Annotated in this window: 19 protein-coding genes; 11 read left to right on the plus strand and 8 right to left on the minus strand. The window is 66.8% G+C overall.

Annotated elements, in window-relative coordinates; translation table 11 throughout:
- Positions 1–141: 141 nt before the first annotated feature.
- The 6 genes from bamA (at position 142) to lpxB (ending at position 7,073) form a co-directional block, all read left to right on the plus strand.
- On the plus strand, positions 142–2,508 hold the full coding sequence (bamA, locus tag RBB46_RS10405; protein WP_306028908.1) for an outer membrane protein assembly factor BamA: 2,367 nt from the start codon (positions 142–144) through the stop codon (positions 2,506–2,508).
- 70 nt (positions 2,509–2,578) lie between these two features.
- Positions 2,579–3,646: a UDP-3-O-(3-hydroxymyristoyl)glucosamine N-acyltransferase gene (gene lpxD, locus RBB46_RS10410; RefSeq protein WP_306028909.1), complete on the plus strand. Its 1,068-nt coding sequence runs from the start codon at positions 2,579–2,581 to the stop codon at positions 3,644–3,646.
- Between the two features lie 33 nt (positions 3,647–3,679).
- Positions 3,680–4,144 (plus strand): 3-hydroxyacyl-ACP dehydratase FabZ, encoded by a 465-nt coding sequence (gene fabZ, locus RBB46_RS10415; RefSeq protein WP_306028910.1) that lies wholly within the window; start codon positions 3,680–3,682, stop codon positions 4,142–4,144.
- Positions 4,145–4,155: 11 nt separating this feature from the next.
- Positions 4,156–4,956 carry an acyl-ACP--UDP-N-acetylglucosamine O-acyltransferase gene (lpxA, locus tag RBB46_RS10420; protein ID WP_306028911.1) on the plus strand — a complete coding sequence of 267 codons (801 nt, stop codon included), beginning with the start codon at positions 4,156–4,158 and terminating at the stop codon, positions 4,954–4,956.
- A 3-nt stretch (positions 4,957–4,959) separates the two neighbouring features.
- Positions 4,960–5,859: an LpxI family protein gene (locus RBB46_RS10425; RefSeq protein ID WP_306028912.1), complete on the plus strand. Its 900-nt coding sequence runs from the start codon at positions 4,960–4,962 to the stop codon at positions 5,857–5,859.
- Positions 5,856–7,073 (plus strand): lipid-A-disaccharide synthase, encoded by a 1,218-nt coding sequence (gene lpxB / locus RBB46_RS10430; RefSeq protein ID WP_306028913.1) that lies wholly within the window; start codon positions 5,856–5,858, stop codon positions 7,071–7,073. The genes RBB46_RS10425 and lpxB overlap by 4 nt, the downstream gene beginning before the upstream one ends.
- Positions 7,074–7,178: 105 nt before the next feature.
- Here lpxB and gltA read toward each other — a convergent pair whose 3' ends face one another.
- Together gltA and gltX are read right to left on the minus strand one after the other, a co-directional pair.
- Entirely contained in the window at positions 7,179–8,471 is a 1,293-nt protein-coding gene (gltA, locus tag RBB46_RS10435) for a citrate synthase (RefSeq protein ID WP_306028914.1), read from the minus strand.
- 266 nt (positions 8,472–8,737) lie between these two features.
- On the minus strand, positions 8,738–10,168 hold the full coding sequence (gltX, locus tag RBB46_RS10440; protein WP_306028915.1) for a glutamate--tRNA ligase: 1,431 nt from the start codon (positions 10,166–10,168) through the stop codon (positions 8,738–8,740).
- 243 nt (positions 10,169–10,411) lie between these two features.
- Here gltX and RBB46_RS10445 point away from each other — a divergent pair, with 243 nt between their 5' ends.
- Positions 10,412–12,799: a ComEC/Rec2 family competence protein gene (locus tag RBB46_RS10445; RefSeq protein WP_306028916.1), complete on the plus strand. Its 2,388-nt coding sequence runs from the start codon at positions 10,412–10,414 to the stop codon at positions 12,797–12,799.
- Between the two features lie 123 nt (positions 12,800–12,922).
- On the opposite strand, the gene lexA is transcribed toward RBB46_RS10445, so the two are convergent.
- From lexA to RBB46_RS10475, 6 genes are all read right to left on the minus strand, one after another.
- The gene (gene lexA / locus RBB46_RS10450) at positions 12,923–13,639 is read right to left on the minus strand and encodes a transcriptional repressor LexA (RefSeq protein WP_306028917.1); all 717 of its coding nucleotides are present in this window, start codon (positions 13,637–13,639) and stop codon (positions 12,923–12,925) included.
- A 300-nt stretch (positions 13,640–13,939) separates the two neighbouring features.
- On the minus strand, positions 13,940–15,154 hold the full coding sequence (gene glp / locus RBB46_RS10455; RefSeq protein ID WP_306028918.1) for a gephyrin-like molybdotransferase Glp: 1,215 nt from the start codon (positions 15,152–15,154) through the stop codon (positions 13,940–13,942).
- A 1-nt stretch (position 15,155) separates the two neighbouring features.
- On the minus strand, positions 15,156–15,668 hold the full coding sequence (moaC, locus tag RBB46_RS10460) for a cyclic pyranopterin monophosphate synthase MoaC (RefSeq protein WP_306028919.1): 513 nt from the start codon (positions 15,666–15,668) through the stop codon (positions 15,156–15,158).
- Between the two features lie 13 nt (positions 15,669–15,681).
- Positions 15,682–16,494 (minus strand): indole-3-glycerol phosphate synthase TrpC, encoded by an 813-nt coding sequence (gene trpC / locus RBB46_RS10465; protein WP_306028920.1) that lies wholly within the window; start codon positions 16,492–16,494, stop codon positions 15,682–15,684.
- Positions 16,487–17,518, minus strand: coding sequence for an anthranilate phosphoribosyltransferase (gene trpD, locus RBB46_RS10470; RefSeq protein WP_306028921.1), 1,032 nt, complete (start codon positions 17,516–17,518; stop codon positions 16,487–16,489). The genes trpC and trpD overlap by 8 nt, the downstream gene beginning before the upstream one ends.
- 35 nt (positions 17,519–17,553) lie before the next feature.
- Positions 17,554–19,443: a peptidylprolyl isomerase gene (locus RBB46_RS10475; protein WP_306028922.1), complete on the minus strand. Its 1,890-nt coding sequence runs from the start codon at positions 19,441–19,443 to the stop codon at positions 17,554–17,556.
- A 250-nt stretch (positions 19,444–19,693) separates the two neighbouring features.
- Between RBB46_RS10475 and tpiA the strand changes: the two genes are divergently transcribed.
- The 4 genes from tpiA (at position 19,694) to RBB46_RS10495 (ending at position 23,600) form a co-directional block, all read left to right on the plus strand.
- A complete protein-coding gene (tpiA, locus tag RBB46_RS10480) occupies positions 19,694–20,446 on the plus strand; it encodes a triose-phosphate isomerase (protein ID WP_306028923.1) in 753 nt (250 codons plus the stop codon).
- Positions 20,447–20,581: 135 nt separating this feature from the next.
- On the plus strand, positions 20,582–20,953 hold the full coding sequence (gene secG, locus RBB46_RS10485) for a preprotein translocase subunit SecG (protein ID WP_306028924.1): 372 nt from the start codon (positions 20,582–20,584) through the stop codon (positions 20,951–20,953).
- A 121-nt stretch (positions 20,954–21,074) separates the two neighbouring features.
- Positions 21,075–22,703, plus strand: a complete 1,629-nt coding sequence (locus RBB46_RS10490) for a CTP synthase (protein WP_306028925.1) — start codon at positions 21,075–21,077, stop codon at positions 22,701–22,703.
- 30 nt (positions 22,704–22,733) lie between these two features.
- The gene (locus tag RBB46_RS10495; RefSeq protein ID WP_306028926.1) at positions 22,734–23,600 is read left to right on the plus strand and encodes a VOC family protein; all 867 of its coding nucleotides are present in this window, start codon (positions 22,734–22,736) and stop codon (positions 23,598–23,600) included.
- The last annotated feature ends 7 nt before the right edge of the window (positions 23,601–23,607 follow it).

Here is a 23,607-nt window from a genome sequence, read left to right on the forward strand (position 1 = left end):
GTTTTTGCGGGATTTGGGCGGTTGCTTCCGTTCCAAAAGCCTGTAAAACGACTGACGGATATAGAGAATCTCGACCACCACATCCGTAGCGCCCGGCGCCGGAAAAACGTGTGGCGGAAAAACCGAAGGCGAAGCGTCTTTATGCAGCGTGTCCAGAACCTGACCAGAACAATCCTGGTAGCCGCCGTGATGAGCGGTGTCGCACCGATCCTGCCGGTGGCTTTCCCCGGTCTCGGTGCACCCGAGGCGGAAGCCGCGGTGGTCAGCCGGATCGATGTTCGCGGAAACACCCGCATCGATGCCTCGACGGTCGAGAGCTACCTGACGATCCGTCCGGGGCGCTCCTTCGGTCCCGCCGATATCGATGAATCGCTGAAGACGCTGTTTGCCACGGGCCTGTTCGAGGACGTTGCGATCAACCAGCAGGGCGGCACGCTGGTCGTGACCGTCACCGAGAATCCGATGGTCAACCGGATCTCGTTCGAGGGCAATCGCCGCCTCGATGACAAGACGCTGACCGGTGTCGTGCGGACCGAGGAGCGCTCGATGCTGACGCGCGCCAAGGTGCAGTCCGACGTCCAGAACGTGCTTGAGGCCTATCGCCGTTCCGGTCGCTACCGCGCGACCGTCGAGCCGAAGATCATCAGCCGTTCCAGCAATCGCGTTGATCTCGTGTTCGAGATCAACGAGGGCGACCGCACCGGTATCGAGCGGATCACCTTCATCGGCAATTCCACGTTCAGCGACGGCCGCCTGCGCGACGTCATCCGCACCCGCACCAGCGGCCTGCTGAGCTTCCTGCGCACGACCGACTCCTTCGATCCCGATCGTCTCGATGCGGATCAGGAGCTTCTGCGCCAGTTCTACTACCGCCACGGCTATGCCGACTTCCAGATCGTCTCGGCCGTCGCCGATCTTGATCGCGAGGAGAACGTCTTCTACGTCACCTTCACGGTGGAGGAAGGCGAGCAGTACACCTATGGCGACATCGACCTCCAGACCTCGCTGAGCGATGTCGATCCCGAGGAGCTGCGCCGCAAGCTGCGTACCTCGCCGGGCGACACCTATTCCTCGCTCGAGGTGGAGAAGTCGCTTGAGGACCTGACGCTGGACGTGTCCCGCCAGGGCTACGCCTTCGCCCAGATCCGTCCGCGCGCCTCCCGCGACTATGAAAACCGCACGATCTCGCTGACCTACTTCATCGAGGAAGGTCCGCGCGTCTATATCGAGCGCATCAACGTTCGCGGCAACGACCGGACCCGTGAATACGTGATCCGTCGCGAGTTCGACCTGGTCGAGGGCGACGCCTTCAACCGCGTCCTCATCGACAAGGCGGAGCGCCGCCTGAAGGACCTTCAGTTCTTCAAGAACGTGCGCATCACGACCTCGCGCGGCAGCGCGCCGGACCGGATCGTCGTGAATGTGGATGTCGAGGAGCAGGCAACCGGCGAGATCGGATTCGGTGTCGGTTACTCGACCTCGGACGGCGTCATCGGCGACATCACGCTGCAGGAAAAGAACTTCCTGGGTCGCGGCCAGTTCATTCGCGCCAAGGTCGGCGCGGGCGCATCCTCGCAGACCTATGAGTTCGCGTTCACCGAGCCGTATTTCCTCGGCCGCCGGATCGCGCTGTCGCTGGATGTCTATCGCCGCACCTTCGACCGCAACGACTACCGCAATTACGAGCTGGAGACGACCGGCGGTTCGATCGGTCTCGGCCTGCCGCTGCGCGACGACGAGCTGCGCCTCAACCTGGTCTATCGGATTTTCGATCAGAAGTTGTCGCAGAACGTCCCGAGCAACCTGTCGGGCGGCCTGCAGTCGTCGCTGGGGCGCAACCTGACCTCGGCCATCGGCTACTCGCTGGTCTATGATACCCGTGACAGCCGAACCGATCCGCGCGACGGCTTCTACGTGTCGTTCGGTCAGGAAGTCGCCGGCCTCGGCGGCGATTCCCGCTACCTCTCGACCAGCATCGATGCGCGCGCCTACAAGGAGATCCTGCCCGAGTGGGGCGTGATCGGCATCCTGCGCGCCGGCGCCGGCAACATCTTCGGCCTCGGGCGCAGCCTGCGTGCCTCGGACCAGTTCCAGCACAGCGACAGCTGGCTGCGCGGCTTCGAGATGCAGGGCATTGGCCCGCGCGATTCCCTCACCGGTGACTCGCTGGGCGGCCGCTGGTATGTCCACGCGAATGCGGAAGCGGAGTTCCCGATCCTCGGTCTTCCGAAGGAGCTGGGCCTGTCCGGCGCCGTGTTCACCGACTTCGGCGCGGTCTGGGATGCGGATCCGGCGATTGTCAATTGCGTCGGCGTCGCCGCCTGCGGCACCACCCAGGTTCCGGCCACGGTTCAGTCCAACAGCTTCCAGCCGCGTGTTTCCGCCGGTGTCGGCGTGAAATGGGCATCGCCCTTCGGTCCGCTGCGGGCCGACTTCGCCTGGCCGCTGCTCAAGGAGTCCGGCGACCGGACGCAGTTCTTCCGCATCGGCGGCGGCACGCGCTTCTGATCCTGGCGGGCATTTTGGACATCGAACCGGCCGCCGTGCATTCGGCGGCCGGATTCATTGTGGGAAGACGATGAGCGAACCCTTTTTCTTTGAGCCGTTCGCGCCAACGGGCGTTTCAGACATCGCGGACTGGGTCGGCGGCGAACTGCCGCGCGGCGAGAGCGATGTCAGGATTACCGCCGTGGGACCGCTCGAGGATTCGGCCGCCGGCCAGTTGGTGTTCTTCGACAATCCGAAATATATCCCCATGCTCGAGACCACCCGGGCCGCGGCCTGCCTGGTGGCGCGCAAACATGCGGACAAGGTGCCGGACGGCGTCGTTCCCATCGTCGTGGAGCAGCCCTACAAGGCCTGGGGCCAGGTGCTGGCGCGGCTCTATCCCGATTCCATGCGCCCCACTTCACTGGACGGATCGCGGGGTGTCTCCCCGCATGCGCGGATCGATCCGGCGGCACGGATCGAGGACGGCGTGATCGTCGAGGCCGGCGCGGTCGTCGGCCCGGAGGCGGAGATCGGCGCGGGCTCGCGCGTTCACGCCAATGCGGTGATCGGCACGGGCGTTCGCATCGGCCGTGACTGCTCGATCGGCGCGAATGCCGTTCTTCAGCACACGCTGGTGGGTGACCGGGTAATCCTTCATTCCGGCGTTTGCAGCGGCCAGGACGGGTTCGGCTTTGCCATGGGACCGGGCGGGCACAGGAAGGTTCCCCAGATCGGCCGTGTGATCATCCAGAACGATGTGGAGATCGGCGCCAATACGACCATCGACCGCGGCGCGAACCGGGATACAGTGATCGGCGAGGGTACCAAGATCGACAACCAGGTGCAGATCGGCCACAACGTGGTGATCGGCCGGCATTGCGTCCTGGTTTCTCAGGTCGGCATTTCCGGCAGCGCGACGCTGGAGGACTATGTTGCCATTGGCGGCCAGTCGGGTGTGCGCGGTCATGTCACCATCGGCATGGGTGCCCAGATTGCCGCGGTCAGCGTGGTCGAGGCCGATGTGCCCGCCGGTGCCCGCTATGGCGGCGTGCCGGCAAAGCCGGTGAAGGTGTGGTTCCGCGAGGTGATGACCCTTGCGAAACTTGCCGAACGCGGCCTCGGGCAAGGCACGCCGAAGGCGCGCGACAAGGATTGAACTCGGGCTGGTCTGAGCGTTGGGGAAATGGATATGAGCGAAGGCGAGAAGAAGACGCTGGATAGCGCCGACATCATGCGGATCATGGAGCTGCTTCCGCACCGCTATCCGTTCCTGATGGTCGATCGTATCGTTGACATGGATGGCGACAATTCAGCGGTCGGGATCAAGAACGTGTCGGCCAACGAGCCGCATTTCATGGGGCATTTTCCCAATCAGCCGGTCATGCCGGGCGTTTTGCTGATCGAGGGAATGGCGCAGACGGCGGGCGCGCTGTGCGTGCATTCGCGCGGCGATTCCGGAACGCCGAAGCTCGTCTATTTCATGACCATCGACAAGGTGAAGTTCCGCAAGCCGGTTCTGCCGGGCGACCAGGTCCGCTTTCACATGACCAAGATCCGCAACCGCACGAACATCTGGAAGTTCGAGGGCGTGGCGATGGTCGATGATACCAAGGTCGCCGAGGCCGAGATCAGCGCCATGCTGGTCGATCACTGAGACGAGGCGGAATGACGTCCGGAATTCATCCAACTGCCATTGTCGAGGATGGCGCACAGATCGGCAGCGACGTCCGGATCGGACCGTTCTGCCATGTCGGACCGGACGTCGTGCTCGGTGACGGCGTCGAGCTGAAGTCGCATGTCGCGGTTGCGGGTCGCACGCGCGTTGGCGCTCGCACCGTCGTGTTTCCCTTCGCCTCCGTCGGCCATCAGGCCCAGGACCTGAAGTACCGGGGCGAGGCGGCGACGCTGAGAGTGGGCAGCGACTGCATCGTCCGCGAGGGCGTCACGCTCAATCCGGGAACCGAGGGTGGCGGACTGGAAACGGTGATCGGCGATCGCTGCGCGTTTCTCGCCAATTCCCATGTCGGCCACGATTCACGGCTCGGCAATGGCGTGATCCTGTCCAACAACGTCATGATCGCCGGCCATGTCACGGTCGGCGACAATGTCATCATGGGCGGCGGCGCCGCCGTCATCCAGTTTACCCGCATCGGCGACAACGCGTTTGTGGGCGGCCTGGCGGGCCTTGAGAACGACCTCATTCCGTTCGGCATGGTGATGGGCAACCGCGCCCGCCTGAACGGGCTGAACCTTGTCGGACTGAAACGCCACGGCTTTGCGCGCGAGGACATTCACGCGTTGCGCGGTGCCTACAAGGAACTGTTCGAGGATGCCGAGGGCACCTTGCGGCAGCGGGCGGAAAAGGTCGCCGAGACCTATTCGACGGTCGCCCTGGTGCGCCGGGTAACGGATTTCATCCTGGCCGAAAGCGACCGCCGGTTCTGCACGCCGCCCTCGGAGGGTTGATCCATGAACGAGGCGTCGCCCGCGGCGTCCGGTGAGGATACCCCGCTTGCCGTGATCTGCGGCGGCGGCCGGGTGCCTGTGGAAGTGCTCTCGGCCGTGCGCGCCGGCGGGCGGCGGGTCGTGGCGGTCGCCATTCGCGGTGAGGCGGATGCCGGCGTCGAGGCGTTTTCTCCCGTTCATCTTGGCTGGGGCCAGATCGGCAAGCTCGCCGCGCATCTGGAACGCGAGGGCGTGCGCGATGTCGTGATGATCGGGAGCGTCAGCAAGCGCCCCGAAATCCGCGAGATCGTCGGCGATCTGGGAACCATGCGCCGACTGCCGAAGATCCTTGCCTCGCTTGCCGGGGGCGACGATTCCATTCTCAAGAAAATCATCCGCCTGTTCGAGGACGAAGGGTTCCGCATCGTCGGGGCGCATGAGGTCGCGCCGGCCCTTCTGGCGAGCCCCGGCAGTCTCGTCGGCGCGGCGCCCAGGGGCAACGTGCTTCAGGATCTGCGGCTGGCCGCACGGGCGGTTTCCGAACTTGGCCGCCTCGACATCGGCCAGGCCGCCGTCTGCCTTGGCGGGCGGATCATCGCGGTCGAGGGAGCGGAAGGCACGGATGCGATGCTGGAGCGCTGCCGGGACCTGCGGGCGCGCGGCCGGGTCAAGGGCAAGGGCGGGGTGCTGGTGAAATGCGCCAAGCCGGGCCAGGACCTGCGCGTCGACCTTCCCACGATCGGGCCCGACACGATTGACCGGGCAGCGGAAGCCGGCCTTGCCGGGATCGGCATCGAGGCCGGGCGCGTGCTCATCGCCGACAGGCAGCGGACCGAGGCCGGCGCGATGCGGCAGGGGCTTTTCCTTGTCGGCGTCGGACAATCCGGGCAACTGGCAGGCGACGACGAGAAAGGCCCGGCATGAGTGACACCGCCGGACGTCCCTTGCTTGTCTACATGATCGTCGGCGAGGAATCCGGCGACCAGCTCGCCGCCCCCATGATGCAGTCGCTGCGCGCGCGCACCGCAGGAAACATCCGCTTCCAGGGCGTTGGCGGCGAACGGATGGAGCGGGAGGGGCTTGAGAGCCTGTTCCCGATCGAGGATATCGCGGTGATGGGGCTGTCGGCGGTACTTGGCCGGCTGCCGCTCATCGTGAAGCGCGTCTATCAGTCGGTCGACGATGTCGTTGCCGCCGATCCGGACCTTCTCGTCATCATCGACAGCCCGGATTTCACCCATAATGTCGCAAGGCGGGTGCGCAAGCGCGCCCCGCATATTCCCATCGTCGGCTATGTCTCGCCGTCCGTGTGGGCATGGCGCCCGGGTCGCGCGCGGCGGATGGCCGCCTATGTCGATCACCTGCTGGCGATCCTGCCGTTCGAGCCGGCCGTGCACCGGCGCCTGGGCGGACCGCCGACGAGCTTCGTCGGGCATTCCATCATCCAGCGGGCCGGGGATTTCCGCCCTGCACCTGGCGAGCGGAGCGAACCGGGCGCGGGAACGGCGCCGGTTCTCCTGGTGCTGCCCGGCAGTCGCCGCAGCGAGGTCACGCGGCTGCTTGCCGACTTCCGGGGTACTGTCGACATCCTCAAGGCGGAGCGGCCGGACCTGCGCGTCCTGCTGCCCGCTGTTCCCCGTCTGCTGCCGCATATCGAGCAGGAGGTGGCACACTGGCGGTATCCGCCCGAGATCGTCACCGGCGAGGCGGGCAAGCTGGCCGCCTTCCGCTGCGCGCATGCCGCGCTTGCGGCCTCGGGAACGGTATCCCTGGAACTGGCGATCTCCGGCGTGCCCATGGCGATAGCCTACAAGCTCGACTGGTTCTACCGCCGGATCAAGGACCTGAACCGGTTCCTGCCGATCGCCAGCGTGACCTCGATGGTGCTGCCGAACATCATCCTGGGCGAGAACGTCGTTCCGGAGTTCCTCGACGATGACGCCAATCCGCGAACGCTGGCCGACGCGGTGCGCCCGCTTCTCGCCGACAGTCCGCAGCGGCGCGTCCAGGTCGAGGCCTTCGCCAGGCTCGACGAGATGATGCGGCTTCCCTCCGGTGCCGCGCAGGCCGATGAGGCCGCGCGCGTGGCGCTCGGCCTCGTTCAAAACTCGATCAATTTCGAAAAAAATTCGGCCTGATTCTCGCAAATTTGACGTCAAACTTGCAGATATTGCGTCAGTTAGATGCAAAAACGGCGCCTTTCGGCGCCGTTTCCGGTTCTGGTCGGTTCCGCCCGGAGCGCCTCAGCGGCGCTGGGAGACCGGGACATAGTCGCGCTGCGCCGCACCGGTGTAGAGCTGGCGGGGGCGACCGATCTTCTGGGACGGGTCTTCCACCATCTCCTTCCATTGGGCGATCCAGCCGACGGTCCGGGCCAGCGCGAACAACACGGTGAACATGTTGGTCGGGAAGCCGAGCGCGCGCAGCGTGATGCCCGAATAGAAGTCGATGTTCGGGTAGAGCTTCTTGGAGATGAAATACTCGTCATTGAGCGCGATCTTCTCGAGCTCCATGGCGACGTCGAGGAGCGGATCGTCGCGAATGCCGAGTTCGGCGAGCACTTCATGCGTGGTCTTCTGCATGATGCGCGCGCGCGGATCGTAGTTCTTGTAGACCCGGTGGCCGAAGCCCATCAGGCGGAACGGATCGTCCTTGTCCTTGGCGCGGGCGATGTATTCCGGGATGTTGTCGACCGAGCCGATCTCGGCGAGCATGTTGAGCGCCGCCTCGTTGGCGCCGCCATGTGCCGGACCCCAGAGACAGGCGATGCCGGCGGCAATGCAGGCAAACGGGTTGGCACCCGAGGAACCGGCAAGGCGCACGGTCGAGGTCGAGGCGTTCTGCTCGTGATCCGCGTGCAGGATGAAGATCCGGTCCATGGCGCGGGCCAGAACCGGGTTCACCTTGTACTCCTCGCAAGGCACGGCGAAGCACATGTGCAGGAAGTTCGCCGAGTAGTCGAGATCGTTGCGCGGATACACGAAGGGCTGGCCGACGTGGTACTTGTAGGCCATGGCCGCGATGGTCGGCATCTTCGCGATCATGCGCAGCGAGGCCACCATCCGCTGGTGCGGATCGGAGATGTCGGTGCTGTCGTGATAGAAGGCGGCGAGCGCGCCGACCGTTCCCACCATGATCGCCATCGGATGGGCGTCGCGGCGGAAGCCGGTGAAGAAGCGGGACATCTGCTCGTGGATCATCGTGTGATAGGTCACGCGATTGACGAAGTCGTCCTTCTGCGCCTTGGTCGGCAGTTCGCCGTAAAGCAGCAGGTAGCAGCTTTCAAGAAAGTCGCCGTGGTCGGCAAGCTGCTCGATCGGATAGCCGCGGTAGAGAAGCGTTCCGGCATCACCGTCGATATAGGTGATGGCGGATTCGCACGATGCGGTCGATGTGAAGCCCGGATCGTAGGTGAAAGAGCCGGTCTGGGCGTAGAGAGAGGCGATGTCGATGACATCGGGTCCGATGGAGCCCGGGCGCATGCCCAGATCCCATGACTTTTCGCCGATCGTCAGCTTTGCAGTCTTGTCGCTCATTCAGGCTACCCCCTTGATGAAGCAAGCGCCGTGCAATTGTCTGGCTGCTCCCCAGGAGAGGTCGGGAAGGAGGCCGGACACACGGCGGGAGGAAAGGTCGCAAGTTGCGTACCCCATTTGTCCGCTCCCCGCAAGCGCGGGCCCCTAGCGCTTTGGTCACAGGGTGACGGCCCGTTCACATGGAAGCCGGGGACGCTGGGGAAGGTGGCCCGTCCTGCCGAAGAGCCGGTCCCGCCACGCTTGGCAAGGCTTGCGCGGATGCCGGTTCAGCCGGCGGTCTGGTCGGCGATGCGGGCAAGCGATTCCTCGCGGCCGAGAACGGCGAGAACGTCGAAAATACCCGGCGACGTGCCGCGGCCGGTGAGGGCGGCGCGGAGGGGCTGGGCCGCCTTGCCGAGTTTCAGGTCGCTCTCTTCCGCATAGATCCGCACGACCTCCTCGGTGCTTTCCGCGCTCCATTCGGGAAGGGCCGCAAGGCGCGGGTGGAGGGCGGCCAGGATCTCGCGGGCACCGTCGGCGACCAGAAGCTTTTCGGCCTTCTCGTCCAGCACGAGCGGGCGGGCGGCCCACAGGTACTCGGCGCTGTCGACCAGTTCGACCAGCGTCTTGGCGCGGTCCCTGAGGCCCGGCAAGGCGGCGCGCAGGGCAGCCTCGTTGCCCTCGGCCTGAAGCCAGGCGCGCAGGCCGGCGCCGTTTTCGGCGTGGGGCAGGAAGGCAAGAAGGTCCGCCATCAGCGCGTCCGTGTCCGTGGCGCGCATGTAGTGGCCGTTGAGGTTTTCCAGCTTCCTGAAGTCGAAACGCGAGGGCGAGCGCCCGATGGCATCGAGATCGAACCACTCGGTCATCTGCTCGGTGGAGAAGATCTCCTCGTCGCCGTGGCTCCAGCCAAGCCGGGCGAGATAGTTGCGCATCGCGGCGGGCAGGTAGCCCATGGCGCGATACGCCTCCGCGCCGAGCGCGCCATGGCGCTTGGACAGCTTCGCCCCGTCCGGCCCGTGAATGAGCGGGATATGCGCCATCACCGGGACATCCCAGCCGAGCGCCTTGTAGATCAGCGTCTGGCGCGCGGCATTGGTGAGATGATCGTCGCCGCGAATGATGTGGGTGACGCCCATGTCGTGGTCGTCGACGACAACGGCGAGCATGTAGGTCGGCGTTCCGTCCGAGCGCAGCAGGACCAGGTCGTCGAGCTCCTTGTTGGCGAAGGTCACGCGGCCCTGGACGCGGTCCTCGATCACGGTCTCGCCATCGTTCGGGGCCTTGAGGCGGATCGCCGGCTTGACGCCCGCCGGAGCCTCGGACGGGTCGCGGTCGCGCCAGCGGCCGTCGTAGCGCGGCGGCAGGTTGTTGGCGCGCTGCTCCTCGCGCATCGCGGCGAGCTCTTCCTGGGTGGCATAGCATCGATAGGCGAGGCCGGCGGCGACCAGTTGCTCTGCCGCCTCCCGATGGCGGGCGGCACGGGCGAACTGGGAAATCGGCTCGCCTTCCCAGTCGAGGCCGAGCCAGGTCAGGCCGTCAAGAATGGCGGTGATCGCCGCGTCGGTCGAACGCTCGCGATCCGTGTCCTCGATGCGTAGCAGCATCTTGCCGCCGAAGCGCCGGGCATAGAGCCAGTTGAAGAGCGCTGTGCGCGCGCCGCCAATATGCAGGAAGCCGGTCGGGGAGGGAGCGAAACGCGTGACGACGGGTGCGGTCATCGGGAAGCCTCGTGGTCGATTGATCGGATGACGCGACAACCGGCCGTCTTCCTCGCGGAAAGAAAACCGTTTCGCGTATTGCGCGAGTGCAGGTTGCAATGCAACGCTACGATCCCGGCGCGGTTGGCGTCCGTGTAGCACAGGGGTGCGCCGCCACCAATGCCTCAGGCGGTGGCGGAGCAAGGCTGGGAGGAGCGTATGTCTGTTGCCGGCGACGGACGGCCAGAAAGCGGGAAAGACGCTGTGACGGCGGCCGGACAGGCGCGCGCAGTCGGAGCGCCATCCGCCGGGGGGGCGCTGCTGGCCGACTTTCTGAGCCGGCGAAAGGGCGGACGGCAGGGGGATGTTCGCCGCGCCAGGCTGCGCCCCGCACTTGCCACGGCGTTTCGCATCGCGGTGCGCGAGGAGATCGAGCGTGGCCGGGGGCTGATCTGGGCGGCTTTCGTCTTTGCCGGTGGCATTGCGGTCTATTTCGCGCTTCCCGCCGAGCCGGTCGCGGCGGCAACCGCCGGTGCGGCGCTGGCCGCATGGCTCGGATTTCTGCTCAAGGCGCGGCGCGGCCGCGGCGCGGCGCCATTGCTCGTCGTCGCCCTTCTCGTCTCCGGCACGGCGGCTGGCGCGATGCGGACCGCCTTCGTCGCCGCACCGGTGCTCGACCGGGCCCGCAGCGCCACGATCACGGGCCTTGTGGAGAGCGTGGAACATCGTGAAAACGGCCTGAGACTGGTGCTGCGGCTGCGCGAGATGAGCGGTATCGGGCAGGACCGCATGCCGGCCCGTGTACGCATTGCGCTCAAGGGACAGGATACACCGGTGCCCGCGACGGGGGATACGGTTCGCCTGCGGGCACGCCTGATGCCGCCGGCCCCCGCCGTCATGCCGGGCGGATACGATTTCTCCTTTCGCGCCTATTTCGACGGGATCGGGGCGAGCGGCTTTGCCTTTGGCGGTGTCGAACCGGTCGAGGCGCGGGCCGTGCCGTGGAACCTGCGCGCATCCGCCGGCGTCGCGCGACTGCGCAGCGGCATTGCCGGGCGGATCCGCGCGGCCCTGGGCGAAACGACGGCCGCTGCCCTCGCAGTGGCCTTGATCACCGGCGACCGGTCCGGCATTCCGCCCGAGGTCACCGAGGCGCTGCGCACGGCCGGTTTGGCGCATATCCTGGCGATTTCCGGCCTTCACATGGCGTTGTTCGCGGGCTCGGTGTTCTTCGTCCTGCGGGCGCTCCTGGCCTTGTCATCGCGGTTGACACAGGACTGGCCGATCGACGTGTGGGCGGCGGGGGCGGCGCTGGCGGCGGCGGCCTTCTATCTGGCGATCTCGGGCGGGTCGATCGCCACCCAGCGCGCTTTCGTGATGATCGCGCTGGTGCTGGCAGGGCGCCTGTTCGGCCGTCGGGCCCTGACATTGCGCAATGCCGGCGTCGCCATGCTGCTGATCCTCGCGGTTACCCCGGAATCCCTCGTCGATCCTGGGTTCCAGATGTCCTTCGCCGCCGTGATCGCGCTGATCGCGGCCTATGAGGAGATGACGCGGCGACGGGTCGCGGCAAACCGGGGACCGCCGAAACGGGATGACGGCGCACCGGTCTTCGGTCTGATCGGCAGCCTGGCGAGCTGGTTCGGGGCGATCCTGCTCACCTCGCTCATTGCCGGCGCCGCGACGGGAGCGATCGGCGCCTATCATTTCCACCGGATCGCGCCGCTCGGACCGCTCGTCAATCTGGTGGCGATGCCGGTGGTGACGATCGCGGTCATGCCCTTTGCGGTGCTTGCCCTAGCTCTGATCCCGTTCGGTCTCGAGGCGCTTCCCCTGGCCGTGATGGGGGTGGCGGTCGACCAGGTGGTGGCCGCATCGCAATGGGCCGCCAGCCTGACGCCCGGCGAGGGAACCGTCGGTGCGCCATCGGTCGCAGGGACGCTGCTGATGGTTTTGGCGGGAACGGTCGCCTGTCTTGCACCGCGCGGGTTCCGCCGCACCGCGCTCGTGCCTTTGTGCCTGTCCGCCTGGTTGTACGCGACACATCGCCAGCCGGACATTCTGGTCTCGGCGAACGGCACGACGCTTGCCCTGCGCGATGCCACAGGGGCGCTGCGGGTCACGGCGCGGCCCTCGAGTTTCATCGCCGAGGTCTGGCTGCGCGCCGACGGCGTGGGGGGCGATGCCCGTTCCCGGCGGCATCTGCCGAGATCCGCCATGGCGTGCGACGCGCTCGCCTGCCTCGTCCGGGCGCATGGTCCGGAAGGGGCCGGGCCCGATCCTCCCATGACGAAAGGCGGGCCGGATCCGCCCTTGTCGGAAGGTGGCCGAGGTCCGCCTTCGACGATGGACCAGGCGATGGAAGGCCGGAAAACGAAGGATCAGGGGGGCAGGAGGACGTCGCTGCTTGTCTCGATCGTCCGCGACCCGGCTGCCTTTGCTGAAGACTGTGCCCGTGTGGACCTGATCGTCTCGGCCCATGACGCGCCGGCGGATTGCGCCGCGCCGCTTGTCCTGGACCGCGCGCGTCTTGCGCGCGACGGCACCACGGCCATCCGTCTTGGCGACGCCCTCGACGGGCTGTTCGTCGCCGCGACAACTCCGAGCTACCGTCGCCTGCGACCCTGGACGCCACGCCCGGCGGCACGCTGAGGACCGTTGAAGGAATGGGTCTCACATCGCCTGGTCAGGCGTCGATCTTCAGGCCCACTCTCAAACCCGCTCCTCGGGTCCAATCTTCATGTCCAATCGCCAAAGCGAGGCCGAACTGGTCGCTCAATAGCGGCGGAAGAGAGAAACCAGCTTGCCCTGAATTCGCACCCGGCCGGGGCCGAAGATGCGGGTTTCATAGGCGGGGTTGGCCGCTTCCAGCGCGACGGACGCGCCCTTCTTGCGAAGCCTCTTCAGCGTTGCTTCCTCGTCGTCGATCAGAGCGACGACGATATCGCCGCTGTCCGCGGCGTCCGAGCGGCGAATGACGACCGTATCGCCGTCGAGAATGCCGGCCTCGATCATCGAGTCGCCGCGTACCTCGAGCGCGTAGTGGTCGCCGCTGCCCAGCAGGTCGGCGGGCATCGAGATCGTGTGGCTGTGGGACTGGATCGCCTCTATCGGCACACCGGCGGCGATGCGGCCCATGACCGGTATCGCAACGCTGTCATTGGCCGGTTCGGGCAAGGACGGCGCGGGCTGGGCCGGTCGAGGCTTGCCGAGGGATCCCTCGATGACCGCAGGCGAGAAGCCCTGGCCCCGGGACGCGGCAAGGCCGGGGGCAACAGATTCCGGGAGCTTGACGATCTCCAGCGCGCGCGCCCGGTTGGGCAGCCGGCGGATGAAGCCGCGCTCCTCGAGCGCCGTGATGAGACGGTGAATGCCGGATTTGGAGCGCAGGTCGAGTGCATCCTTCATCTCGTCGAAGGACGGGGGAACGCCGGTCTCCTTCAGCCTTTCGTGGATGAACAGAAGCAATTCATGCTGCTTGCGAGTCAACATCCGCGTGGTTCCCCAACTTCCTCATTCGGCGGCAAACAGGACGACGGTACGGCGCGACAGGCCGAAAGACCGCGCCTATGTCCAGACTTTACGTGTGTCCAGTCCATACGTGGCGCCCGGCCGTCCTGCCACCGCATCGGAAGCGATGTCCACCCGCCGCCGAAGCGGCCGCGGCCATCACGTCGTCAAGCCGGATGCTCGCGACTCAGGCTACGTACAAATCATGAACATAGTCTAACCGTTCCCGGCTTGTTCCACAACATGCCTTCGAAAAAATGCAAGGAAGCGGCGGGGGAGGCGTTATCGACGGGGCAGGCGGATGACGGGCACCCGGGCGCCGGCGGCAAGCGGGCCGGCATGAGGCGGGCGCACGACAAGGGCATCGGCGTGGGCAAGCGTGGCCAGCATGGAAGAGTCCTGCCGATCGGAGGGGAGGACCGTCTCGCTGCCGTCATCGGCCCTCCGGATCGTGGCGCGCAGGTAGTCCTCGCGCCGGTCGTTGCCGCCGATATCGACGGCGAGCGGCAGGTGGTCGCGGTCGCGCGCGGTGACCTCACGGCCGAGCAGCGCCTCGATCAGCGGACGCAGGAAGAGCAGGGAGCAGACAAGGCTGGAGACCGGGTTTCCCGGCAGGCCGAGAACCCGCATGTCCCCGATCCGGCCCGCCATCAGCGGCTTGCCGGGGCGCATGGCGATGCGCCAGAAGGCGAGGTCCATCCCGGCATCGCCCAGAACTTCCTGGACCAGATCATGGTCGCCGACGGAGGCGCCGCCCAGCGTCACCAGAATATCGGCGCGGGCCTCGCGCGCGGCGGCGATCGCGGCCGCGATCGCCTGGCGGTTGTCGGGCGCAATGCCGAGCTGCAGGGGCTCGCCGCCGCAATCCGTGACAAGGGCGGCAACGCCCGCATGGTTGGAGGCGATGATCTGGTCCGGTCCGGGCTCGGCACCGGGCTCGACCAGTTCGTCGCCGGTCGCAAGGATCGCCACTTTCGGCCGGCGCCGCACCGGCAGCACGGCGTGGTTCATGGCCGCGGCAAGGGCAAGCTCGCGGAAGCCGACACGCTCGCCGGCGCACAGAAGCACCTCTCCTTGCGTGAAATCAAGGCCGGCAGGGCGCACGAACCGGCCGCGAGGGGCCGTTTCCAGAACGGCGATCGTGTCGCCGTCGCGGGTCGCGTTTTCCTGGATCAGGATCGTGTCGGCGCCCTGGGGAACCGGTGCGCCGGTGAAAATGCGCAAGGCCTCGCCCGGCTGCAGGGTTCCGGCATAGCCGTGGCCGGCCGGTGCCTCGCCGATGACGCGCAGGCTGGCTGGCAGCGCCGAGATGTCCTCGGCGCGGACGGCGTATCCGTCCATGGCCGAGGCCGCGAAGGGGGGCTGGGTGCGGGTGGCGGCAAGGTCGGCTGCCAGAACGCGGCCGTTGGCGGCGGCAAGGGGGACGGGTTCGGCTCCGACCGGTTCCACGCCCGCGAGCAGCCTTGCCAGAGCCTCGTCGACCGAGATCAGCGACATGTCAGCCGTCGCTTTCCAGGGTGCCGCCGGAAACCGACCAGTCGCCGGACTTGCCGCCGGACTTCGACAACACGCGGACGCCGCCGATAGTCATGCCCCGGTCGACCGCCTTGGCCATGTCATAGACGGTGAGGCAGGCGATCGAACAGGCCGTCAGCGCCTCCATCTCGACGCCGGTCTGGCCGGAGAGCTTGGCGAAGGCGGTGACCCGCAGGCCGGGAAGCGTCTCGTCGGCGGTGATGTCGATGGCGACCTTCGACAGGGCCAGCGGATGGCACAGCGGGATCAGTTCATGGGTGCGCTTGGCCGCCATGATGCCGGCGATGCGGGCGGTGGCGATGACGTCGCCCTTCTTCGCCGTGCCGGACAGGATCATGGCCAGCGTTTCCGGCTTCATCGCCACGTGGCCCTCGGCGGTCGCCTCGCGGGTGGTGATGTCCTTGGTCGAGACGTCGACCATGTTGGCCGCGCCGCTGTCGTCCAGATGGGTGAGGCGTGGAGGCGTGGCGCTCATCGCGAAATGTCCGTCATTCGGCGGCGGCGCTAGCCGGGCGCGCCAAAAGGGTCCGCGTCGCGGCGGCGACATCGGCCTGCCGCATCAGGCTTTCGCCGATCAGGAAGGTGGAGATGCCGCAGCGCTCCATGCGGGCGAGATCGGCGGGGGTGAACAGACCGCTCTCGCCGACGACGAGGCGTTCCTCGCCAACCTTCGGCGCGAGCATCTCGCTGGTCTCCAGCCGCGTCTCGAAGGTCTTCAGGTTGCGGTTGTTGATGCCGATCATCGGCGAGGACAGTTTCAGGGCGCGGTCGAGCTCGTCGGCATCGTGAACCTCGACAAGCACGTCCATGCCCAGATCAATGGCGGCCTGCTCGAGGGTTGCCGCCATCGCATCGTCGACCGCCGCCATGATGATCAGGATGCAATCGGCGCCCCAGGCGCGCGCCTCGAACACCTGGTAGGGATCGTAGAGGAAGTCCTTGCGCAGGGCGGGCAGGGAACATGCGGCGCGGGCGGCGAGGAGATAGTCCGGCGCACCCTGGAAGGATGGCGTGTCGGTAAGCACGGAAAGGCAGGCGGCGCCGCCCTCCTCATAGGCCCGGGCAAGCGCCGGCGGATCGAAATCGGCGCGGATCAGTCCCTTGGACGGACTTGCCTTCTTGATCTCGGCGATGAGGGCGAAATGACCGGCCGCCTGTTTTGCCCGCAACGCCGCGAGGAAGCCCCGGGGGGCGTCGGCGGCGGCTGCGCGCCGCTCGATTTCGGCCTGGGGAACGGCCGATTTGGCAGCCTCGATCTCCTGGCGCTTGTAGGTTTCGATGCGGGCGAGAATGTCAGTCATGGGTTGCAGCCGCTTCGTTGGAAACCTCGACGAGGCGCGACAGGCGGGCAAGGGCGCTGCCGCTGTCGATGGAGTTTGCCGCCATGGCGACGCCCTCGGCAAGGTTCGCGGCGCGGCCCGCAACCACGAGCGTCGCCCCGGCATTCATCAGGACCGTGTCGCGGTAGGCGGTTTTCGCTCCTTCGAGCACGGCGCGCAGGGCAACGGCGTTTTCCGGCGCCTCGCCGCCCTTCAGGTCCTGCGGCAGGCAGGTCGCGAGGCCGACTTCGCCGGGCGAAACCTCGAACACGCGCACCTTGCCGTTTTCCAGCGCGGCGACCGTTGTCGGGCCGGTGGTGGTGATCTCGTCGAGACCGTCCGACCCGTGCACCACCCAGGCGGCCTTCGAGCCGAGCGTCGCCAGCACATGGGCGATCGGCTCGACCCATTGCCGGGCGAAGACGCCGACCATCTGCCGTTGGACGCCGGCCGGATTGGAGAGCGGCCCGAGCAGATTGAAGATCGTGCGCGTGCCGAGTTCGGTTCGCGCCGGCCCCACATGCTTCATCGCCGAATGGTGGTTCGGCGCGAACATGAAGCCCAGTCCGGCCTCGGTGATGCAGCGCGAGATCTGCTGGGGCGGGATGTCGATGTTGACGCCGAGCGCCATCAGGACGTCGGCGGCGCCCGACTTTGAGGAGAGCGAGCGGTTGCCGTGCTTGGCGACCGGCACGCCGCAACCGGCGACGACGAAGGCCGAGCAGGTGGAGATGTTGACGCTGCCCGAGGCATCGCCCCCGGTCCCAACCACGTCGACCGCGTCGGCGGGCGCCGATACGGGGATCATCTTGGCGCGCATGGTGGCGACGGCCCCGGCGATCTCCTCGACGGTCTCGCCGCGCACGCGCAGCGCCATCAGGAAGCCGCCGATCTGGGCGGGGGTCGCCGCGCCCGACATGATCACCTCGAAGGCGGCGCGCGCCTCCTCCTGGCTCAACGCGTTGCCATCGGCCGCCTTGGCGATCAGGGTCTTGAGATTGCTCACTTCGTCGTCCTTTCGAACGGGCGGAGCGAAGGCGCTCAGCTTCCGCCCTGTCCGATCACCCGGTTGATGTTGGCCTGATTGACGTTGACGCCGAGGCGCGCTTCGCGCTCCCCGACATACTGGCCGATCACGGAGTTCTGCAGCGCGTCGGCGAGACGGGTGTCGAGCGCGGCAATCTCGCCGGCCTCGCGGAAGAAGGCGGGGGCGGAAATGCCGGTCACGGTGTAGACGATGCGTTGCGCGTCGGGCTTGCTTGCGCTGCCGACAGTGCCGACCGGGCCGGCGAAGACACCGGCAATGGCATCGGCCGGGATCGCGGCGTTTTCGCCCGCGCGCTTCAGGCCGGACTGGGTCGCGACCTCAAGGCCACGCTCCGTGGCAACAGCCTCGAGCGTCTTGCCGGCGTCCAGTTCCTTGACGATTTCGGCAGCCAGCGTATCGAGGCGTTCGGCGCGCTGCTCCCGGGTCCAGGCTTCGAGCACTTGCGTGCGCACTTCGTCGAGCGCGCGATCGCGAGCGGGCGTGACCTCGCGCACCTCGAACCAGAGGAACCCGGTCCGACCGAGCTGCAGCATGTCGGCCTCGATGCCGACGTCACTCTCGAAGACGTCCGAGATCAGGTCGGGCGCATCGGGAAGCGCGACCTTCGCGCCTGATGCGTCCTTGCCGGCGGAATCGAATGCCGCGGGCGTATCGAGCGTCAGCGAGAAGCGTTCGGCGACTTCCGTCAGCGTGGCGCCGCCCGCGCGGGCATCCTCGATCTCGTCGTGAAGGTCGAGCACCTCGCGCTCGGCGAGCCGCAGGGCAACCTCCTTGCGAAGGTCCTCGGAGACTTCGTCCAGCGGGGTCTTGCGGGCCTCGGTGACTTCCGTGACCTTGAGCAGAACGTTGTTGAGCCGGCCCTCGATGATCTCAGAGGTCGCTCCCTCGGCAAGTGCGAAGGCCGCTTCCGCAATGGCGGGGTCGAGAAGCTCCTCGCGAGCCATGTTGCCGAGTTCGACCTGTTCCACCGTGGTGCCGCGCATGGCGACGATGTCCTCGAAGGTCTTGCCCTCGGCCAGGGCGGCGCGCGCCTCGGCAACCGCATCGGCGCTCGGCAGGGCGAGCTGCAGGATGCGCCGGCGCTCGGGCTCGCCGAAGCGCTCGCCGGAGGCATCGTATTCGCGCTGCAGGTCATCGGCGCTGATCTCGTCGGCGCGCGCGATCTTTTCCGGCGTCAGCTGCAAGAGGGCGACCTGGCGGTATTCGGGTGCGCGGAAATCGGCCTTGTTCTCCTCGAACCAGCTCGCGAGCGTGGTCTCGTCCGGAGCAGGGATCTCGCCGGCAAGGGCCGCGCCGAATTCGACATACGCGACCGTGCGCTCCTCGTTGGCGTGGCGATTGAAGGCCTCGAGCATGGCTGCCGGCGTCTTCAAGCCGCCGCTGATGGCGTCGGCGATCTGGCGGCGCTCCTCGAGCAGCCGGCGTTCGGCGACGAACTGGTCCTCGGTGAGGCCGTTGGCCTGCAGGATGGCGGCAAGACGGGCGCGGTCAAACCCGCCGCCAGGCGCCTGGAAGGAGGGAGCCGTCTGGATCAGCCGCACGAGTTCCGCATCCGAAACGCCCAGATTGTAGTCCTGCGCGGTTTCGTTCAGAGCGGCTTCGGCAACGAGGCGCCCGAGCACCTGGCCGGGAATGCCGAGCGCGGCGCCCTGCACGGTGGACAGCGGCCGGCCGATGTTGCGGCCGATGGAATCGAGCTCGCGACGATAGGCATTGTCGAAGTCCACGATGGAAATCTTGCGGTCGCCCACGGTGGCGACCTGGTCGCCGCCAATGTTCAGGAGGTCGCCCGAGATGCCCCAGATGGCGAAACTGATCACGAGAAGGCCGATCAGGAGTTTGGAAATCCAGGACTTTGCGCCGGCGCGCAGAGTGTCGAGCATTGCAGGTTCCGTTATTTCTTGGGCGACAGGGCAGCGTGGCCGTCGGTTCGGCCATGCCAAGGCGGGCGGATCATAGAGACGAGGGGCGCGGGGAGCAAGGCGGTACAAGGCGTTGCGGGTATCGGTCGGCGCCCGCTCCGGTGGTCCGTCTTGATTGCCGGCGAATTTCTGGTAGCACCGGCAGTCTGCATGGGACATTCCGGAAAACGGCGGTCCCTGTCGACATGCCATTCAAGGGAGCACCACGCCGATGACGACCAAGCCGCTGATCGCTGGCAACTGGAAGATGAACGGGCTGTCCTCGGCGCTCGGTGAGCTTGACGCCATCGCGCGGGCCGCGCGCGGCGGACTTGCCGCCCGTGTCGATCTGGCGATCTGTCCGCCGGCGACGCTGATCGCGGCGGCCGTGGCCATCGCGGGGGACAGCGGGCTCAGTGTCGGGGCGCAGGATTGCCACGCGGCCGCCAGCGGTGCCCATACCGGCGACCTGTCGGCCGAGATGCTGGCCGATTCCGGCGCTCGCCAAGTGATCGTCGGTCATTCCGAGCGGCGCGCCGATCACGGAGAGGACGATGCGGACGTCGCGGCGAAGGCGGATGCGGTCTGGCGCGCGGGCCTTGTCGCGATCATCTGCGTCGGCGAGACGGAGGCCGAGCGCCGGGCAGGGCGCGAACTCGATGTGGTCGGACGCCAGTTGGCCGGCTCGGTTCCCGCCGGTGCAACGCCGGAAAATTGCGTCATTGCCTACGAGCCGGTCTGGGCGATCGGCACGGGACTGACGCCGACGCCGGAAGACGTCGCCAGCATGCATGCGTTCCTGCGCGGCGAGCTGGGCAAGCGCTTCGGCGCAGCGGGCGCTTCGATCCGGCTTCTCTATGGCGGATCGGTCAAGCCGGCGAACGCCGCCGAGCTGATGTCGGTCGCCAATGTGGACGGCGCGCTTGTCGGCGGGGCGAGCCTGAAGGCGAGCGATTTCCTGGCCATTGCGGAGGCAGCCGGCTAACCGGACCCGTGCTTTGCGGCCCATGCGGGAGCCGCAGGGCCGGTCCGCGCAACGGGGTGGCCGATCAAGGGTGGAAACGCCCGTGCCATTGGTGTAGAACGCCCAGCAAATCCGACAACCAAAGACTGGTCCTCGATGGAAACCGTTATCATCGTTATCCACCTGATGGTCGTGCTCGCGCTCGTCCTGGTCGTTCTCCTGCAGCGCTCCGAAGGCGGCGCGCTGGGAATCGGCGGCGGCGGGGGCGGCGGCATGATGTCGAGCCGCGGCACGGCGAACGTGCTGACGCGGGCGACCGCCGTCCTGGCGGCCGTTTTCTTCGCGACCTCGCTCGGGCTTGCGCTGGTGGCCAAGAACAGCGACCGTCCGGCATCGATTCTCGACGCTGTGCCGGGCACGCAATCCGCTCCGGTGGATGGCGGGACACCGGGTTCGGGCAACGGCATTCTCGATCAGTTGCGCCCGCCCGAACAGCCGACCGGACCCCAGGTTCCGGCGGCGCAGTAGGCCCTTGGCCGGCTAGCCTCTTCATCTTATGCCCCGCGATACGCGTCGCGGGGCATTTTCTTGTGTGTTAACTCTGTGCCGGGCGTTCGAATCAGCGCTCGCGGCGATATGGTATTGGTCCATGGCGCGATACATCTTCATTACTGGCGGCGTGGTGTCCTCGCTTGGCAAGGGACTGGCTTCCGCGGCACTTGGAGCACTGCTCCAGGCGCGGGGCTACAAGGTCCGGCTGCGCAAGCTCGATCCCTATCTCAATGTCGATCCGGGCACGATGAGCCCGTATCAGCACGGCGAGTGTTTCGTGACCGATGACGGCGCGGAGACGGATCTCGATCTCGGGCACTACGAACGCTTCACGGGCCGGCCGGCCAACAAGATGGACAACATCACGACGGGCCGGATCTATCAGGACATCATCGCCAAGGAGCGGCGTGGCGACTATCTGGGCGGCACCGTCCAGGTGATTCCCCACGTCACCGATGCGATCAAGGCCTTCGTGCTCGACGGCAACGAGGAGTACGACTTCGTGCTCTGCGAGATCGGCGGCACGGTCGGCGACATCGAGGCGCTGCCGTTCTTCGAGGCGATCCGCCAACTCGGCAACGAGCTGCCGCGCGGTCACGCGGTCTATATCCATCTGACCCTGATGCCGTTCATCGCCTCGGCCGGCGAACTGAAGACCAAGCCGACGCAGCACTCCGTCAAGGAACTGCGTTCGATCGGCATCCAGCCCGATATCCTGATGGTTCGCTGCGACCGAAAGATCCCGGAAAGCGAGCAGCGCAAGCTGTCGCTGTTCTGCAATGTGCGCGAAGGCGCCGTGATCCCGGCCTACGACGTCAAGTCGATCTACGACGTGCCGATCGCCTATCATCAGGAAGGTCTCGACGACGAGGTCCTCGCCGCCTTCGGCATTACGGGCGCACCGGCCCTCGACCTGACCCGCTGGACCGGCATTTCCGAGACGCTGGCCAACCCGGAAGGCGAGGTCACGATCGCCATCATCGGCAAGTACACCGTGCTGAAGGACGCCTACAAGTCGTTGATCGAGGCGCTTGTCCACGGCGGCATCGCCAACAATGTCCGGGTCAATATCGAGTGGATCGAGTCGGAGATCTTCGAGAAGGAAGACCCGACGCCCTGGCTCGACAGTGTGCACGGCATCCTGGTGCCGGGCGGTTTCGGCGAGCGCGGCGCGGAAGGCAAAATCGCCGCTGCGCGCTTTGCCCGGGTGCACAAGGTGCCGTATTTCGGGATTTGCTTCGGCATGCAGATGGCCGTGATCGAGGCGGCGCGCAACCTGGCCGGGATCGCCGGCGCCAATTCGACGGAGTTCGGCGAAGCAAGCGAGCCGGTCGTCGGCCTGATGACGGAATGGGCGAAGGGCAACCAGCTCGAAGTCCGAAGGGCGGACGGGGAACTGGGCGGCACGATGCGCCTTGGCGCCTATCCCGCGCGTCTGCAGGACCATTCGAAGATTGCCGGGATCTACGGGGCGGAGATGATTTCGGAGCGCCACCGGCACCGTTACGAGGTCAACATCGCCTATCGCGAGCGGCTCGAGGCGGCCGGCCTGCGATTCGCGGGAACCTCGCCGGACGGACAGTTGCCGGAGACCGTGGAGATCGACGACCATCCCTGGTTCATCGGCGTGCAGTATCATCCTGAACTGAAGTCGAGGCCGTTCGAGCCGCATCCGCTGTTCGCGTCCTTTGTCGCGGCGGCCGTCGAGCAGAGCCGCCTGGTCTGATCCGTCAGACATTTCCGGGGAGGGGTGAACATGGCGGCGCGCGGGTTCGATCACGTCGTATGGGCGGTGCATGACGTGGAGGCGGCCGCGAACCGTCTGGAGGCGGCCGGCTTCACCGTGACGCCGCGCGCCCGGCATCCCTGGGGCACGGAAAACCGGCTTGTCCAACTGGACGGGTTCTTCATCGAGTTGCTGACCATTGGCGCGGCAGCCGAAATCCCGCCCGCGTCGGACCGGTTCTTCTCCTTCGGCGGGTTCAACCGCGACTTCCTGGAGCGCGGTGAGGGGGCTTCCATGCTGGTCATGGAAAGCGGAAGTGCCGAGGACGACCGGCGGGCCTTCGAGCGTGCCGGCCTGCATGTCTACGAACCGTTTTCGTTCGGGCGGGAACAGACGCGCCCGGACGGGAGCATCCGCAAGGTCGGTTTCGACCTGACCTTCGTGCGCAATCCTTCCGATCCGCTGCACGGCTTCTTCACCTGCCACAATCTTTATCCGGAAAACTTCTGGTCGGCCGACTACCAGCGGCACGAGAACGGCGCGACGGTGCTCGACACGGTGGTTGTCGTGTGCGAGGAGCCGGCCGAGCAGCATATCTTCTACGCCGCCTTCACCGGCGAGCGCGAGATGCGCGCCTCGAGCCTGGGGATCGCGATCGAGACGCCGCGCGGACGGCTTCACCTGATGCCGCCGTCGGCATTCGAGGCGCTTTACGGCGTTCCCGCGCCGGCGCTCATGCCCGGCGGCTCCGCCATCGCGGCGCTTGCCGTCGCCGGCGCGGACCGGGCAGCGGTTGCGCAATCGCTTGCCCGGCAGGGCATCAATGCAGTGGAATCCCGTGAGGGGCTGGTGCTGCCGGCCGCGGACGGTTTCGGATTGGCGCTTGTTTTCGCCTGAAATCACT

Origin of the sequence: Stappia sp. MMSF_3263 (genome assembly GCF_030733745.1) — a bacterium.
Classification (GTDB): Bacteria; Pseudomonadota; Alphaproteobacteria; order Rhizobiales; family Stappiaceae; genus Stappia.